Source organism: Streptomyces sp. NBC_00576 (genome assembly GCF_036345175.1).
Lineage (GTDB): Bacteria > Actinomycetota > Actinomycetes > Streptomycetales > Streptomycetaceae > Streptomyces.
The window spans coordinates 6,872,512-6,888,552 of record NZ_CP107780.1 but is presented as its reverse complement, the minus strand read 5'-3'; the positions used below and the strand labels follow the sequence as shown (position 1 = coordinate 6,888,552).

17 protein-coding genes and 1 pseudogene are annotated in these 16,041 nt (G+C 66.8%); 2 read left to right on the top strand and 16 right to left on the bottom strand.

Annotated features, from left to right (window positions below; all coding sequences use genetic code 11):
- Window positions 1–3: 3 nt before the first annotated feature.
- The 9 genes from rpsC to OG734_RS29980 all read right to left on the bottom strand — a co-directional run bounded on the left by rpsC (window position 4) and on the right by OG734_RS29980 (window position 5,800).
- Window positions 4–852 (bottom strand): 30S ribosomal protein S3, encoded by an 849-nt coding sequence (gene rpsC, locus OG734_RS30020; RefSeq protein ID WP_053746346.1) that lies wholly within the window; start codon window positions 850–852, stop codon window positions 4–6.
- Window positions 852–1,199, bottom strand: a complete 348-nt coding sequence (gene rplV / locus OG734_RS30015; RefSeq protein WP_006376023.1) for a 50S ribosomal protein L22 — start codon at window positions 1,197–1,199, stop codon at window positions 852–854. Before rplV ends, rpsC begins: the two co-directional genes overlap by 1 nt.
- A gap of 42 nt (window positions 1,200–1,241) precedes the next feature.
- Complete coding sequence (gene rpsS, locus OG734_RS30010) at window positions 1,242–1,523, bottom strand: 30S ribosomal protein S19 (RefSeq protein ID WP_024755409.1); 282 nt, start codon at window positions 1,521–1,523, stop codon at window positions 1,242–1,244.
- Between the two features lie 12 nt (window positions 1,524–1,535).
- Window positions 1,536–2,372 carry a 50S ribosomal protein L2 gene (gene rplB / locus OG734_RS30005; RefSeq protein ID WP_006376052.1) on the bottom strand — a complete coding sequence of 279 codons (837 nt, stop codon included), beginning with the start codon at window positions 2,370–2,372 and terminating at the stop codon, window positions 1,536–1,538.
- A gap of 38 nt (window positions 2,373–2,410) precedes the next feature.
- Window positions 2,411–2,830 (bottom strand): 50S ribosomal protein L23, encoded by a 420-nt coding sequence (gene rplW / locus OG734_RS30000; protein WP_330290577.1) that lies wholly within the window; start codon window positions 2,828–2,830, stop codon window positions 2,411–2,413.
- Window positions 2,830–3,486 carry a 50S ribosomal protein L4 gene (gene rplD, locus OG734_RS29995; protein WP_006375997.1) on the bottom strand — a complete coding sequence of 219 codons (657 nt, stop codon included), beginning with the start codon at window positions 3,484–3,486 and terminating at the stop codon, window positions 2,830–2,832. Before rplD ends, rplW begins: the two co-directional genes overlap by 1 nt.
- A gap of 7 nt (window positions 3,487–3,493) precedes the next feature.
- Window positions 3,494–4,138, bottom strand: coding sequence for a 50S ribosomal protein L3 (gene rplC / locus OG734_RS29990; RefSeq protein ID WP_053746348.1), 645 nt, complete (start codon window positions 4,136–4,138; stop codon window positions 3,494–3,496).
- Between the two features lie 17 nt (window positions 4,139–4,155).
- Window positions 4,156–4,464, bottom strand: a complete 309-nt coding sequence (rpsJ, locus tag OG734_RS29985; RefSeq protein ID WP_003948644.1) for a 30S ribosomal protein S10 — start codon at window positions 4,462–4,464, stop codon at window positions 4,156–4,158.
- A 490-nt stretch (window positions 4,465–4,954) separates the two neighbouring features.
- Entirely contained in the window at window positions 4,955–5,800 is an 846-nt protein-coding gene (locus tag OG734_RS29980) for a hypothetical protein (RefSeq protein WP_330290576.1), read from the bottom strand.
- Window positions 5,801–5,916: 116 nt separating this feature from the next.
- Between OG734_RS29980 and OG734_RS29975 the strand changes: the two are divergent.
- Window positions 5,917–6,239: pseudogene (locus tag OG734_RS29975) on the top strand (ATP-binding protein).
- 40 nt (window positions 6,240–6,279) lie between these two features.
- Here the strand turns inward: OG734_RS29975 and OG734_RS29970 are convergent.
- From OG734_RS29970 to OG734_RS29950, 5 genes are read right to left on the bottom strand one after another with little or no spacing between them, the layout of a single operon-like run.
- Window positions 6,280–7,191 (bottom strand): hypothetical protein, encoded by a 912-nt coding sequence (locus OG734_RS29970; RefSeq protein ID WP_330290575.1) that lies wholly within the window; start codon window positions 7,189–7,191, stop codon window positions 6,280–6,282.
- A gap of 41 nt (window positions 7,192–7,232) precedes the next feature.
- A complete protein-coding gene (locus tag OG734_RS29965) occupies window positions 7,233–8,123 on the bottom strand; it encodes a hypothetical protein (RefSeq protein ID WP_330290574.1) in 891 nt (296 codons plus the stop codon).
- Window positions 8,124–8,178: 55 nt separating this feature from the next.
- Window positions 8,179–8,847, bottom strand: coding sequence for a hypothetical protein (locus tag OG734_RS29960; RefSeq protein ID WP_330290573.1), 669 nt, complete (start codon window positions 8,845–8,847; stop codon window positions 8,179–8,181).
- Between the two features lie 50 nt (window positions 8,848–8,897).
- Entirely contained in the window at window positions 8,898–10,100 is a 1,203-nt protein-coding gene (locus OG734_RS29955; protein WP_330290572.1) for an enoyl-CoA hydratase/isomerase family protein, read from the bottom strand.
- Between the two features lies 1 nt (window position 10,101).
- Window positions 10,102–10,410, bottom strand: a complete 309-nt coding sequence (locus OG734_RS29950; RefSeq protein ID WP_319206638.1) for a hypothetical protein — start codon at window positions 10,408–10,410, stop codon at window positions 10,102–10,104.
- A 277-nt stretch (window positions 10,411–10,687) separates the two neighbouring features.
- Between OG734_RS29950 and OG734_RS29945 the strand changes: the two genes are divergently transcribed.
- Window positions 10,688–11,581, top strand: coding sequence for a GNAT family N-acetyltransferase (locus tag OG734_RS29945; protein ID WP_330290571.1), 894 nt, complete (start codon window positions 10,688–10,690; stop codon window positions 11,579–11,581).
- A gap of 83 nt (window positions 11,582–11,664) precedes the next feature.
- On the opposite strand, the gene OG734_RS29940 is transcribed toward OG734_RS29945, so the two are convergent.
- Both OG734_RS29940 and OG734_RS29935 read right to left on the bottom strand, forming a co-directional pair.
- The gene (locus tag OG734_RS29940; protein WP_330290570.1) at window positions 11,665–12,732 is read right to left on the bottom strand and encodes an endo-1,4-beta-xylanase; all 1,068 of its coding nucleotides are present in this window, start codon (window positions 12,730–12,732) and stop codon (window positions 11,665–11,667) included.
- A gap of 40 nt (window positions 12,733–12,772) precedes the next feature.
- A complete protein-coding gene (locus OG734_RS29935) occupies window positions 12,773–15,901 on the bottom strand; it encodes a glycosyl hydrolase 115 family protein (protein WP_330290569.1) in 3,129 nt (1,042 codons plus the stop codon).
- Between the last annotated feature and the right edge of the window lie 140 nt (window positions 15,902–16,041).

Genomic DNA, 16,041 nt, shown 5'->3' with positions numbered 1-16,041 from the left:
CGGTCAGGCCTCCGTTCCGGTGCTTTCAGCAGCCGGAGCGGCAGCCGCCGGGGCCTCGGCCTTGGGGGCCTCGGCAGCGGGAGCCTGCTGCGGCTTGCGGCCGCGGCCGCCACGCTCGCCACCACGGCCACCACCACGGGCCGGACGGTCACTGCCGCCACCGGCACCGCCACGGGCCGGGCGGTTACCCGCACGGGCAGCAGCGTTCTCGGCGCGGACCTCGGCGATGTTCTTGACGTCGCCCTTGTAGATCCAGACCTTCACACCGATACGGCCGAAGGTCGTCTTGGCCTCGAAGAAGCCGTAGTCGACGTTCGCGCGGAGCGTGTGCAGGGGCACACGGCCCTCGCGGTAGAACTCCGAGCGGGACATCTCGGCGCCGCCGAGACGGCCACCACACTGGATCTTGATGCCCTTGGCGCCGGCCTTCATCGTCGACTGCATGCTCTTACGCATGGCCCGACGGAAGGAGACGCGGGAGGACAGCTGCTCGGCGACGGCCTGAGCGACCAGCTGAGCATCGAGCTCGGGGTTCTTGACCTCGAGGATGTTGAGCTGGACCTGCTTCTTGGTCAGCTTCTCCAGGTCGCCGCGAATACGGTCGGCCTCGGCGCCACGGCGGCCGATGACGATGCCCGGACGCGCGGTGTGGATGTCGACGCGGACGCGGTCACGGGTGCGCTCGATCTCAACCTTCGAGATGCCGGCGCGCTCCATGCCGGACGTCATCATCCGACGGATGGCGACGTCTTCACCGACGTAGTCCTTGTACAGCTTGTCGGCGTACCAACGCGACTTGAAGTCGGTGGTGATGCCGAGTCGGAACCCGTGCGGGTTTACCTTCTGGCCCATTACCGGGAACCTTCCTTGCTGCTGACGACCACGGTGATGTGGCTGGTCCGCTTGCGGATCCGGTAGGCGCGGCCCTGGGCACGCGGACGGAACCGCTTCAGGGTCGGACCCTCGTCGACGTACGCCTCAGTGATGACGAGGCTGTCGGCGTCGGTGTGGTCGTAGTTGTGTGCGGCGTTGGCGATGGCGCTGTCAAGCACCTTGCCGACCGGCACGCTCGCGGCCTGCGGGGCGAAACGCAGGACCGCCTGAGCCTCCGTGGCATCCATGCCACGGATAAGGTCCACCACACGGCGGGCCTTCATGGGCGTAACGCGGATGTACCGCGCCTGGGCCCTGGCTTCCATGGTTGTCCTTCCAGTGTCTGTCATGGTCGATTCCACCCCGCGTTAGCGGCGCTTCGACTTCCGGTCGTCCTTGACGTGACCCCGGAAGGTGCGCGTCGGCGAGAACTCGCCGAGCTTGTGGCCGACCATCGACTCGGTGACAAACACCGGAATGTGGGTCTTGCCGTTGTGCACCGCGATCGTGTGGCCGAGCATGGCCGGGATGATCATCGAGCGACGGGACCAGGTCTTGATGACGTTCTTGGTACCGGCTTCGTTCTGTACGTCCACCTTCTTTACAAGGTGTCCGTCGACGAAGGGTCCCTTCTTGAGACTGCGCGGCATCTAAACCCGCTCCTAGCGCTTCTTGTTCGTCTTGCGGCGGCGGACGATGTACTTGTTCGAAGCCTTCTTCGGCGAACGAGTACGACCCTCCTTCTGACCCCACGGCGAGACCGGGTGACGACCACCGGAGGTCTTGCCTTCACCACCACCGTGCGGGTGGTCAACCGGGTTCATCGCCACACCGCGGACGGTCGGGCGGACGCCCAGCCAGCGCTTACGGCCGGCCTTGCCCCAGTTGATGTTGCTCTGCTCGGCGTTGCCGACCTCGCCGACCGTGGCGCGGCAGCGCTGGTCGACCAGACGGATCTCACCGGAGGGCATACGAAGGTGGGCCATCGTGCCCTCCTTCGCCAGCAGCTGCACCGAGGCACCGGCGGAGCGGGCGAACTTGGCGCCGCCACCGGGACGGATCTCGATCGCGTGGATCGTGGTACCGACCGGGATGTTGCGGAGCGCCAGGTTGTTGCCCGGCTTGATGTCGGCCCCAGGACCGTTCTCGACGCGGTCACCCTGCGACAGGTTGCGGGGGGCGAGGATGTAACGCTTCTCGCCGTCCGCGTAGTGCAGCAGCGCGATGCGCGCGGTGCGGTTGGGGTCGTACTCGATGTGCGCGACCTTCGCCGGCACGCCGTCCTTGTCGTGACGACGGAAGTCGATCACTCGGTAGGCGCGCTTGTGTCCGCCACCCTGGTGGCGAACGGTCACACGACCGGAATTGTTACGGCCGCCCTTGCTGTGCAGGGGGCGAACCAGCGACTTCTCCGGCGTGGACCGCGTGACCTCGACGAAGTCGGCGACGCTGGAGCCACGGCGGCCCGGCGTAGTCGGCTTGTACTTGCGGATTCCCATTTCTCAGTCCTCGTCCGATATCGGACGATCCGACCCGCTTACGCGGCCGGACCGCCGAAGATGTCGATACGGTCGCCCTCGGCGAGGGTCACGATCGCGCGCTTGGTGTCAGCGCGCTTACCGAAACCGCTCTTGGTGCGCTTGCGCTTGCCGATGCGGTTGATCGTGTTGACCCCGGTGACCTTGACCGAGAAGACCGCCTGGACGGCCTGCTTGATCTGGGTCTTGTTGCTGCCGGGAGCGACGATGAACGTGTACTTGTTCTCGTCGATGAGCGCGTAGCTCTTCTCGGACACGACCGGCTTCAGCAGGACGTCACGGGGGTCCGTGTACGACTTGCTGACCGGCGTGACGACGGTGTTCTTGCCCTCGGCCTCGTGGCGCTTCGCCTTGGCGACGCGCGCGGCCTTGGCGACCTTGGCCGCCTTGGAGGCAATGGCGGGGTGACGGATCGCCATCAGACCTCGCTCCCTTCGGTGTCAGTGGCCTTGGGGCCGGACACGAAGGACTCGAAAGCGGCCTGGGTGAAGACCACGTCGTCCGAGACGAGAACGTCGTACGTGTTCAGCTGGCCCGGGTCCAGGATGTGCACCTGGGGCAGGTTGCGGGCGGAAAGCAGCCCGGCCTCGTCGGAGCGCTCGATGACCAGGAGCACGTTCTTGCGCTCGCTGACCTTGCCGAGGAAGCTCTTCGCGGCCTTGGTGGAGGGGGTGTCGCCCTCGATCACGCCGGTGATGACGTGGATTCGAGCGTTGCGGGCCCGGTCGGTGAGGGCGTGGCGCAGGGCCGCGGCCTTCATCTTCTTCGGGGTCCGCTGCGAGTAGTCACGCGGGGTGGGGCCGTGAACGACGCCACCGCCGGCGAACTGCGGCGCACGGGTCGAACCCTGACGGGCGCGGCCGGTGCCCTTCTGACGGTAGGGCTTCCTACCGCCACCACGGACCTCGGCGCGGGTCTTGGTCTTGTGCGTGCCCTGACGGGCAGCGGCCAGCTGTGCGACGACGACCTGGTGAAGCAGCGGGATGCTGATCTTCTCTACGTCGAAGATCTCCGCGGGGAGCTCGACGCTTCCGGCCTTCTCGCCAGCGGGCGAAAGGATGTCAACAGTGCTCATCGGTACCTCAGGCCCCCTTGGCCGCGGTGCGGACCAGGACGAGGCCGCCGTTCGGACCAGGAATCGCGCCCTTGATGAGCAGCAGACCCTTCTCCGCGTCAACGGCGTGGACGGTCAGGTTCTGGGTGGTGACCCGCTCGTTGCCCATGCGGCCCGCCATGCGGACGCCCTTGAACACACGGCCGGGGGTGGCACAGCCACCGATCGAGCCGGGGGAGCGGTGCTTGCGCTGGACACCGTGGCCGGCGCCGAGTCCCTTGAAGTTGTGACGCTTCATGACACCGGCGAAGCCCTTGCCCTTGCTGTTGCCGGTCACATCCACCTTGACGCCGGCCTCGAAGGTCTCGGCGGTGATCTCCTGGCCGAGGGTGTACTCGCTGGCGTCAGCGGTACGGATCTCGACGAGGTGGCGGCGGGGGGTGACGTCAGCCTTGGCGAAGTGACCCTTGAGGGGCTTGTTCACCTTGCGAGGGTCGATCTCGCCGAAGGCGATCTGGACCGACTCGTAGCCGTCGGAGTCATTCGTACGGACCTGGGTCACGACGTTCGGACCGGCCTTGACGACGGTGACGGGAACAACACGGTTGTTCTCGTCCCACACCTGCGTCATGCCGAGCTTCTCGCCCAGGATGCCCTTGATCTGCTTAGCCATTCTCAGATCACCGTCCCCTAGAGCTTGATCTCGATGTCGACACCGGCCGGGAGGTCGAGTCGCATCAGAGAGTCAACGGTCTTGGGCGTCGGGTCGAGAATGTCGATCAGGCGCTTGTGCGTGCGCATCTCGAAGTGCTCGCGAGAGTCCTTGTACTTGTGCGGCGACTTGATGACGCAGTACACGTTCTTCTCAGTGGGCAGCGGCACCGGGCCCGCGACCGACGCACCAGTGCGTGTCACCGTCTCGACGATCTTCTTCGCCGAGGAATCGATGACCTCGTGGTCGTAGGCCTTGAGCCGGATGCGGATCTTCTGTCCCGCCATGGCTACTCAGTAGTCCTGTCTCTTCGTACGCTCTGGAACCCGGTGTTCCGTACTCACTTCTTCGCCCTGCTTGTCCGACCCACGCGGTCGGGTGTGTCGCGCTCTCACCGACATGGATGTCCCATATGAGACGTCCCTGCACGGGAAGCACGGCCCTTCCGGAACCGCAGGCCGAGGGCGATTGCGCCAAACTTCCTGACGCGAAACCCACCGGGTGCCTGGCCGGCGCCGCACTGACACTTCCCGAAAGATTCCCGTACGTCCGCCCCAGCGCTGCCTTACGACAGATGGGACGACGAGTACTGTGGGACTCGCTTTCGGTCCTCCCGGCGGGAGGCGCGCAGCATCGACAACTCGACCGAGCAACTCGGACAGTCTGCCATACGGGGCATGGCCTCCGCCAATCGAGCCGGAGAGAATACCCCCAGGGTGACGAAGGTCAAACCCGGACAGGGCGTGTCCCCACCCGGGCGCATCCGTAGTACGACGATCAGCGCACGTCGATGTAGTCCTGGCCGCTGGTCGCGGTGCCGGTCGTGGTGTTGCCGTAGAACATCCACCGGAAGAAGCCGTCGGTGGAGGCCGTGACCTGGGTGCGGAGGGCACCCGCACTGTTGGTGGTGACCCACTTGAGCGTCTTGAAGGTGGTGGCACCCTTGGCGCGGAACTGGAGTCTCACGGCGCTGCCGACGTAGGGGCCGTTCTTGTGGGTGGTCCAGTTCGCCCGGGTGAGCTTGCCCGCGACGGTGACCTTCTTGCCCTTGGCGACCGGCTCCGGGGTGGCGTCGGCGGCGGTGAGATTCGCGGCGCGTCTGAGGGAGACGCCTCCGGGCCTTGTCTCGAACTCCTGGGCGACGAGAGTGACCTCGTCGGCCTTGAACAGGCGGAGCGACACAGCGATCTTCCACTTGGTGGCGTCGCTGTTGGAGTCGACCTGCTCACGCGACGGATGGGGATCGATGTACAGGGTGCCCTCGCAACGGGCCCTCTTGGAGCTGACGTCGAAGCAGGTGTATCCGCCCGGCCCTATGTAGCTGTCTCCGGTGTCGGCCGCCTCCGTCAGGCTTCCCCGGTACAGGAAGGGGTGCGCGTCATAGCGGAACGGGTGCTCTGTGCTGTACCCGGGAGGTAGGGCGATATTGAAACTGATGGGCGGTTCCACCACCCTCGACGTGCCGACAACCACCGGCCTGCCGTTGTTGATCACGAGGTCCGACAGGACGATGCCCGTGTCCCTGGCCTGCGCGGCCGGGGCGTTGAGCACCGAGAGTGCGAGGGCCCCGGCTGTGGCGATCACGGCGGCGGTACGTCTTCGGCCGCGTATACCTGCGTTCATGCACACCTCTCCGACAGTTGCTTGATCGGTTGATCAACTGCCGGAAGCGTACGAGATGAACTCGGCCCAGATGGTGGGGGCGAGGGTGAGGCGGGGGCCTTGGGAGGCTTTGCCGTCTGCTCGCGGTACAGCAACTCCACGACTGGCGGCTCCCGTTGGACCCCGCCGAGCATCTCGTCGCCGAACTCGCGGCGAACGTGGTGCCCCACGGCCGCGTACCGGGCCGCGATTTCCGGCTCGGGCTGTACGTCGTCGGCGCCACGCTGCGCATCGAGGTGACGGACACGCGGGGCGACGTGTTGCTGGGGGTGCGGGCGGTGGCGCCGGACAACGAGTCGGGGCGGGGGCTGGTGATCGTCGAGGCGTTGGCGGAGCGGTGGGGGGTGGAGTTGGGCCTCGGCCTCGGAAGACGGTTTGGGCGGAGTGCGGGGTGGGGTGAGGAAGGACTGGACCAGCTGCACACTGCGCGCAGGCGAGTGTCAGCTCAGGAGGTCTTCCGGGTGGTACTCCATGAGCTGGAGTTCGGTGCCGCCCACATCCATGACCATGTCCCTGCTGGAATGACCGAAGAGCGCTTCAACCGCGCTCAGCGCCAGCACCTCGACGCGGAAACAGCCGCACGGGTTCCGCTGCACGAGCGGCAGTTCGGCATCCGGCGCTTGGGCAGCCGCAAAATCTTCGGCGGTTTTCCGTTGAGCCGGCGTGAGGGAATCCAGCGGAACGAAGTCGAGAGGTTCGATGAAATACCGAGTGAGCCGTTCTCGGCTGACGCTACGCAATCTGCACCATGAGCCGTCCGTAAAGAAAATCTTCACATCCTGCGCGGCCTTGAAGTCCCGCAGTTCAACTCTCTCGATGGCGGCCCGAGGGATCTCCCAGAGGATTTCATCGTCAATTCGATAGGCATTCCCCTTTATGTTGGGGAAACCCACGATCACGAGCCGACGGTCAGTGAGGACCGCGTGCGTGCCATAACGTTTCTCGGAGGAGCGGCCGGGGTCCAGTTGCCAGGGCAGAGTACGGGCAATGGTGCCCGGCGCAGCCCACATGACGGGAAAATCATCGATCTCGTCCGCCCGGTCACGCGAGGTGCGCTTGTTCCGCTCCATAGGGCCGCCAAGGTTCCCGCCGTGGGCGGAGAGAAATGCCAGGACAGCGACTCCCGCAGTGATCAGCACGCCCGCGATAGCATTCCGAGCGATCACGCTACCCGTTGAACGTGCCCGGTACTTCCGTCCTACTGGCCAACCAGCAAGCTCGTCCTGTATGTCGTTACGCTGAGGATCGCGAAACCATCGCATTCCGCTGACACGCGTGACCTCGCCCGTAACGAAGGTGATCGGAGCGCGGGCGAGGAGCACCTCGCCCGGTTCAGGCTCCCAGACGCTCATATCGGTGTGAATCTTCCTTCGCTATGACTCCGGATTTAGCTCTACAGATCGCCGGGCTTCGGCTGGGCAGGGGCACCCGAGTCGTCCATCAGAATCGAATGCGTCTCAAATAGGCCCTTTCCCGCTTTCGCGGGGACTCGGGCCTCAACGAGGACGATCCCGCTGGGCAGCCTCGTGTACACGGGCGGCTGCGCGGTGTCGGGGAGATCGGCCACGAAGCGGGAAACCCGCTGGCGTTGAGCGTCGGACAGGGCACTTTCGGGCAGTCCTTGTGCGCTGCCCGAGAGGAACTCAGCGAGGCGCTCGGCAGTGTCGGGGCTGCCCGTGAAGAGACGGATCCAGGACTGGTCGGCGAACGTGATACGTACATCTGCGCCAACCTCGCTGAACTTCATCCGTCGGGCCCCTGCGATCGACTCCCGCGGATACTCACCCAACGCATCGGCCTTGTCGAGGGTGCCGCTGCGAGTGCCGAGGAAGAGCAGTCGCCGACTGGTCAGGGCGAGATCCGTGGTGTATCCCTCTGGGCGCCGCGCGGGATCCAGTTGCCATGGCACCGTACGCGCGAGGGTGCCGTGGGCGGCCCACATCACGGGGAAGTCGTGGACCTCGTTCTCCGGTTCCTCCGGCTTTCCTCGCACCGGTACGTCCCCGAAGGGCGAGCCGGAGGCTCCCCCGATGTTGGCGATGAGGTTCGCGATCAACGGAATACCCACCAGGAAGGCACGGCCGGCCCGGCGAGCGGCCTGGTCGCCCGCCGCGTGCGGGCTGAAGGCTGGGCCGGGCGGCCAACCGGGCAACTCTTCCTGGATGTCGTTGCGTTCGGGGCCCCGGAACCATCTGCTTCCGGAGACGGCCGGAGCCACGCCAGTGGCGAACTTGGCCGTGGTGCGAAGGAGCAGGTCTTCGTCGGCTGCGGGATACCAGTCCATCAGTACGTCTCTCTCCTACGTTCCTGAGTTGTCCCCGTGGGCAAGTTCGGACGAGTCAGCCAGGCTGACCTCTCTGGGCGGGCAATGCGGGGAACTCCAACGACCCAACAATTCCCGCAATGGCGTGCGTGAATTCATCCCATTGTTCTACGGAGGCCGTGTCCAAAGTGATCACGGCAGTAAAGGGGCCTGTCGAGAACGGAACGTGCACCTGGATCTGCCCCATCACCAATTCCTCGTCCTGGCCGCTTTTCGCGTACTGACCGTCCACCACAAGCTTACGGAAGGAGATCACCGAGACCGCTGGACCACAGGGCAGGTCGAGCCACGTCACATCGCGCATAGGGTCGGGGTTGAGAATCGCAAAGATTCCCTGAGCGACGGTGTCCGGGTCCGTCTCTCCGGACTCGAACACCGCCACGGTGAGCGAACAGTGCGCTACGCCGCCGCCATCCCCGATGTCGTACAGGCCGATGCCGAAGAACGAGACACCACCTGCCAGCATTTCCTGTGCTGTCGCGCCGTACAGTCCGCTCATGGCCTCCCACAGAGGCTCCTCGCCTCGTGGGTAAATGTCCTGAACCAACATCCTTACGGCTTCGGTCCGTTCGGTCTCATTCAGGGAGACCTCGATCGCGTGCATACCTTCGGGCAGACGGAGGGCCATTGGCGGCAGCGCCATGCCTTCCACACCCAGCACCTGGCGTTCTTCGGAGTTGTCCATACTGTGACTGTTTCTTCTCACGAGTCGGCGGCGATCACGTACGGACGTGCTCAGTTCCCGTAATCGTTGTTTGCGATGGTGTTGGCCTTGTTGCCGGTGAGCCCTGCCTTGATGGTGGCGTCCAGGGCGCGACCGGCGTTCCCCATCGGCGCGATCACTTCGGCGCTCTTGATGAACGGTAGCTTGGACCCGATCAGGTTGATTCCCTGGGTACCGAGCCATTGCCCCTGACGGACGTTCTGCAGTCCGCTCTCGACGGCGAGAGCCATACGGCTGCCGCCCGCGCCGAGTTTGACGACGGGAGTGGCCTTCAAGGGGCCGAAGAGAACGAACGTCTTGCTGATGTCCGTCACCCCGCGATAACCCGAGCCGAGCTTGGCGGCACGAGCGGTGGCACTGGTGCCCTTGGCGAGCGCCGCAGTCCCAGTGAGCCCCTTCACCCCAGGCAGAATCCCCAGCGCATCGAATCCGATGTCCGCCCAACTCACGTCCGCACCCGCCGCCTTGGCCACCACATGAGTCAGCAGCGCCGCCCCGCTCGTGATCATCGCCGCGGCGGCGAAGATCGCCCCGATCGGTTCGAAGGGGGCCGTGATGATCGCAAGAACACCCAGGGCGCTGCTGACCAGGCTCAGTACGTCGCCGATCTCCTTGATCATGTCGGCGTGGTCCTTGAGCCAGTCGCCGGTGGCACCCCACGCGTCGGCGATGCCCGTGCCGAGCTTGTCCCAGAAGCCGGGCTCGTCAGGGGCGATGTCGGCGGCCTTGTCCAGCTCCCTGCTGATGTGGCCGGCGGCGCGCCGGTAGCGCTCTTCGAGTTCGTGGACCTTCTGGATGACCCCGTTGACGTCGCCGGAAGCCTTGCCGAGCTCGTCGCTGCCGTTGCCGCCTGCCTTCGCCTCGGCGTCCGACTTGGCGTCGAGCTTCTCCTTGGCGGACTTGTCCAGGCGGTCCGTCTCGTCCTGGAAGTCCTGGAGTTCGCCCGCCCACTTGTGCAGCGCACGTGAGGCCTTGTCGAAGGAGTCGTGGCTCTTGCGGATGAGCGGGGTGACGTCCTCGCCTATGTACTCGGTGAAGGCGACCGCGGTCTTGCCCTTCCAGTCGCCGCACTCGATCCGCTCCAACTCCCCCAGCGCGGTGCCGAGTTCGCTCGCCAGCCTGCCGAGCCGCTTGGCGAGGTCGCGGGTGTCCTCGACATCCCCGGGGGTGGGATCCCAACCTATGCTCGGCGGGACGATCCGCTGGCCGGCCACGCTACTTGCCCTTCTTCGAGGCCTTGGCGGCCTTGAGGGACTCGGCCAGCTCCAGGTCCAGTCCGTCGAAGGTCTCGGCGATCTTGTTGATCATCTTCACGGCACCCTGGGTGTGCTTGCCGAGCTGCTTGATGCCGTAGCCCCAGTCGTCGGCGAAGTCCTGCACGTCCTCGACGAGCCCGCTCTCCCCGACGCACGAGGCGTCCGCGCTGCGCAGGCTGCGCCGGGTCGCTTCCATGCGGTCGCTTATCGAGGAGAAGGTCTTCTTGAGGTCCGCGAATATGGTGTCGTCGAGGCGCAGGTCACTCATACCGGATTCCATCCATTTCGACAAAAAACGATCTGGATTTGGATATACCGGACAAAGAACCGCGCTCCACAGTTGACTCCCCGTAAGACATCAGTGCGATCAAGAAATCGACGGTATCGGTGAGATCGGCGCGCCCGCCACACTGAACCCGCTCTTCAGGGAGGGACTTTGTGAATTGTTGTCGGCAATTTTGTATTCACTTGTTCCGGACCACGCCCACTCGCCCACCGACGAAACTCAGATGACTCCCAGCCCCGCCGATCCATACCCTGCTCCGATGGACTCCGTAAGGGTCAGGCTGATGCGAGAAGAGGATCTCTCGTCGACAGAGCAGGCGTCGGCAGTGACGTTCCTCGAGGCGGAGTCCGGCACCAGGCGGGTCAGTGATCCGGAGGTCGAGCCTCGTTCGGTGGCCGCTTCGAAGCAGTGGATCGACCGGATGAGCTACTTCCTGAGCGTGGATCCGGAAGGGTGCTGGATCGCCGTGGAGGAGCGACCTCAGAAGGCCGACCGGACAGTCGGATTCGCCATCTCGCAGAACCGTGACCGCCTCTGGTTCCTCGCGACGTACGGCGTCCTGCCCAGTCACCAGGGACAGGGCATCGGCAGACGTCTGATCGACGCCACCCTCGCCCACGCCGCCTGGCGCCCCGGCATCTTCTCGTCCAGCGTCCACCCCGGCGCCACCCGCCGCTACCGGCTGGCGGGCTTCTCCCTCCACCCTCAGATGCGGATGACCGGCACCGTCGACCGGTCCACGCTCCCCGCAATCAACGGCCTCAGGGAGGGCCGGGCCGACGACGTCGAGTGGATGGACCGACTGGACCGGGACCTCCGCGGCGCGGGCCACGGCCCCGACCACGTCTACATGCTCGCCACCCTGCGACTGGTCGTGTCCGAGGACCGCAGAAAACCGGGGTACGTCTACATCGACGACCTGGGCCGAGCCTCGGTGCTGGCCGCCTCGCACCCGGAGACAGCGCAAAACCTGCTGTGGGAGGCCCTGGCCTCATCGCGGGGACGCACCCTCGTCAACTGCATCACCACGCCCAACCAGTGGGCGGTCGACGTCGGCCTCGCCGCCCGTCTCGACATCGGGCAGGAGGGCTACATCGCCGTCCGTGACATGCCTGCCCCGGCTCCCTACCTGGCCAGCGGACACTTCCTCTGACCCTGACCCTGCCCCTGCCCCTGCCCCTGCCCCTGCCCCTGACACGGTCTCAGGTACGAGTCCCCGGCATCCATCCGAACCCGTCAGTCCCCCTCCCCCAGCCCCTCCCCCACCGCCGCGAACGCCGGCTTCCGCCCGAACGCCTCATCCGTCAGCGTCGCCGCACCCTGCCCGCCGAAGACCCCCGGCACCCACGAGTACTTGTCGCTGAACCCCCACACCATGAACGAGGTGCACCGCCGCGCCTGCACGCACGCGTCCAGCAGCCCCCGGAAGTACGTGGCCTGCGCCGCCAGCTTCCCCTCGTCCACCGGCAGGATCATGCGTACGTCGACCTCGGTGAACGCCGTCTGCATGCCCAGCTTCTCGAAGCGGGCGAGGTTCTCGGCGACCTGGCCCGGGAAGCCGTACTGGATGGCCAGGTGCCCCTGGATGCCGAAGCCCTGTACCGGGACCCCTTGCGCCCGCAGCCGCTTCGCCAGGTCGTAGTAGGCCGTCGACTTCGCGTTGACGCCCTCGACGTTGTAGTCGTTCAGGAACAGCTTGGCCTTCGGGTCGGCCGCGTGGGCCCAGCGGAAGGCGTCCTCGATGTAGGAGGGCCCCAGCTGCTGCAACCAGATCGAGTTCCGCAGCGAGCCGTCCTCCTCGAAGACCTCGTTCACCACGTCCCACTGGTAGATCCTGCCCTTGAAGCGCTTCACCTCCTTGGTGATGTGGTCCTTGAGGATCCCCCGCAGCTCGGCCGCTCCGATCGAGCCGTCCGCCACCCCGGTCGTCAGCCAGCCCGGCAGCTGGCTGTGCCAAACCAGCGTGTGGCCCCGCACCGCCTGCCCGTGCGCCCGCGCGAAGCGGACCAGGTCGTCCGCCGGCCCCCAGTCGTAGGTCCCCCGGCTCGGCTCCACCGACTCCCACTTCATGACGTTCTCGGCGGTCACCGAGTTGAACTCGCGTGCGGTCGTTCTGCGGTACGTCGTGTCGTCGGCCAGTGCCGCCATGTCCACGGCGGTGCCGATGCGTACGCCGGTACCGGCCGCCAGCGCCCTCAGCGGGACGGGGTTCGGGTGCGCCGACGCCGGCTGCGCGCCCGCGCCGGCGATCACCAGCGTCGCGCCCAGTACCGCCGCGGAAACGGGCATGCGGAAGACGTTCATGTACGGTCCCCTCACTTGGTGTGTTGTTGCCTGCTCGTGCTCAGCGAACGCGCCGGCTCTCCAGCGGCCCCAGATACGTCGGTGTCAGCCCGCCCGTGTCGATCACCAGCCGCTGCACGACCACCGTCGGGTCGACCACCCAGAACTTCAGCCGGTGGACGCCCGCCGCGGCCACCGTGTGCCTGGTCGCCGTCACGTTCACGTTGTCGGACGTATGGCGGGCCCACTGCTTGTTCATCAAGCCGTCGTCCGCACCCGTGACCGCGTGGATGTCGACCTGCTTCGGCTCGGCCTCGTCGAACGACACCGCGTAGCGCAGCCCGCCCGTCGGGAGCGTCGGATTGCGCGGCGACAGATACGCCCACACCGTCACCTCACCCGCCGACAGCAGGCTGACCTCGTACTCCAACCGCGCCGAAGCCCCGCCAGAAACCCCGCCAGAAGCCCCACCCGGCGTCCGGCGCGGAGCCGTCACCGGCCACGGCGTCATCCCCGCGCCCGTACGCCCGATGCGGTCCAGGCGCCGCCAACCACCCACCACCCGCGCGTAGTTGTCGGCGTCGATGGCCACATAGCCCCCAGCCTCCACGAACCCCCGCAGCCCCCGCTGCTGCCTACGCGACGGTTTCTCCACGACGCACCCAACCGTCACCGACGCCCCTGCACCCGACACCGTCAGCAACGCATCCGTACGACCGTCCGGCACCCGAGCCCAGTCCACCGTCACCGTCAGCCGCACCTGCTGCTCGACCCGCCCCCTCGGCCGGTCCACCACCAGCCACGGCACCGACGACTCCACCCGGTACTGGAAGGGCGTACGCCCCCGGTTGAACACCTCGACGTACTGGTCGGGCCGCGTCTGATACGGACTGAACACCGGCAGCGCGGCCGAACCGGAGGATCCTCCCGGCCACCACTCGCCCGTGTCCTCGGCGCCGTCGACCGACACCCCCAACTCCGCGCGCACCGGCAGCTCCACCCGCCGCACGGCCGGGAACAGCACATCCGGGAGTGCCACGTTGTCCTTCTCGGGCTGCTGCCAGGGGGCGTTGGGGCCGTACCGTGCCACGTCCCCGTAGTCGATGTGCGGCTGGGTCTGGAAGCCCTCCCACTTGCCGCCCGCCACCTGGTGGTTGAACCGATCGGCCAACGCGAAGTCCCGCTCCAGACCCGCCTCCGCCTCCGCCGCGCGGTCGTTCGTCGCCGCGCGCCCCTGGGCCGCGTACAGGAGGTTCTTGAACTCGGCCTCGCGCAGGCCGTACAGGTTCGCGGTCGCCTCCACGGCGTACCCCACGAGCTCGTACCAGGCGTCCTGCACCCGGGCGGGCAGGCGTCTGCGCACGCGCTCCGCCTCCTTCGCCAGCCCCTGCCACTCCTCCGTCGCCCGCTCCAGCTCCCGGTGGCCGAAGGCGAAGGGGGTCTCCTGGTCGTCGTACACGATCGCCGACTCGTCCTTCGTCGGGTCCTTCGCGGGGTTGAGTGTGATGCGACGGTTGAGGAGTTCCGGTTTGCGGCGGGCCTGCAGCTGCCCGTACTCGGCGAGCACCGACGCGATCGCCGTCGCGTGCTCCGCCCCGAAGTTCTGGCGGGCGTACCGGCGTTCCCACTCCTCCAGGTTCGCCAGATCCCAACGCGCGGGATTCCAGGCGTAGTTGAGGAAGAACTCCATTGGGAGCTCGTTCCCCTTCAGGTCGCCCACGTTCGTCACCCACAGGCCGTGGTTCCCGTACGCGTGGGCCTGGTGGAGCTGGTCCCAGAGGTTGTGGAGGTTGGCGGTGTCCACCCACTTGTAGTTGCGTCCGACGCCCACGTAGTCGAAGTGGTAGTACAGGCCGTAGCCGCCGCTCCTCGCCGGCTCCGCCGGGTTCGGGTGCTTGCGGATGTTGCCCCAGTTGTCGTCCGTCAGGACGACGGTGACGTCGCCGGGGACGCGTAAACCCCGGTCCCAGTAGCGCTGGACCTCCTTGTAGAGGGTCCACACCTGTGGGGTTTCCTGCACCGGCTTCCCGGTCACCTCCGCGATGATCCCGCGCTGCGTCTCGATGATCTCCCGCATCAGCTCGATGCCGTCACCGTCCGGCAGGCTCGTGTCGCCGTTGCCGCGCATACCCAGGGTGACGACGCCCTCGAAGTCCTCGTCGACCATCCGCCGGATGCCGTCGCGCCAGTACGCCCGGACGGCCGCCGCGTTCCTGCGGTAGGACCACTCCCCCGTGCCCCCGTAGGGGTCCCGGCCCGGCGTCACGATGTTCCCCGCGCTGTCGCGCACCGCCGGTACCGCGTGCCGGTTCCACTCCTCGATGCCCCGCATCATCGGCGCCTCGTGAGACGTGCCCATGACGATCCCGTACGCCTTCGCCCGAGCATGGTTCTCCGGGTCGTCCTCGGCGAACGCCCTGCCCCACACGGCTGGCCAGAGGTAGTTCGCCTTCAGGCGCAGCAGCACCTCGAAGACCCGCTCGAAGAAGGCGGCGTTGAACCCTCCGGGGTGCCCCGGGGCCTTTCCGGGGCCGAAGAACCTCGGCGCCCAGGTCCCCAGCGCCGGGTTCTCGTCGTTGACGAAGATCCCGCGGTACTTCACGGCCGGGGTGCCCTGCGTATGCCTCCCCGGCAGCACGTACAGCGCGTCCCGGTGGACCGGCGGTACGTCGTCCCACCAGTACCAGGGCGAGACGCCGATGCCGTACGAGACGTCGTACGCGCCGAAGATCGTGCCGCGCGGGTCGCTGCCCGCGATGACGAACGCCCGGTCGACGCCGGGCATCGGGCGCTCCACGACCGTCTGGAGCGAGGTCTCCCAGCGGCCGGCGATGCCCGTGACGTCCAGCTTGCCGGCGCGGATCAGTCCGTCGATCAGCGGGCTGCGGCCGATCGTGCCGACGAGGATCACCTCGCGGGCGACGGTCGCAGCCGGACGTACGCCGGTGACGCGTTCGATGTCGTCCCGCAGGTCACCGGCGACTCGTACGACTCCGGGGTGGTCCTCGGCGCTGACGACGACCGGCGCCCCGACGACCGCGAACGCACCGCCGGTGAACGAGATGTACGCGCCGGCGTCCGTGCGGCGTACCGCGCCCTCCCCCGCCCGCGCGACCCCCGGCAGCACCGGCACCGCCGCGAGACCGGCACCCACCCCGAGCACAGCCCTCCGGCTGACGGACCCAGACATGACGTAACCCACCCCTCCGCTGAATTTGGTCAGTGGCATGACAAATAGTGGGGCGAGTGCACGGAGTGAACAACGGGTCGTACGCGACGAATAGTTTCGTAACAGCAACCAGGCGTAGCCGACACAGCAAAGAGGCCCGT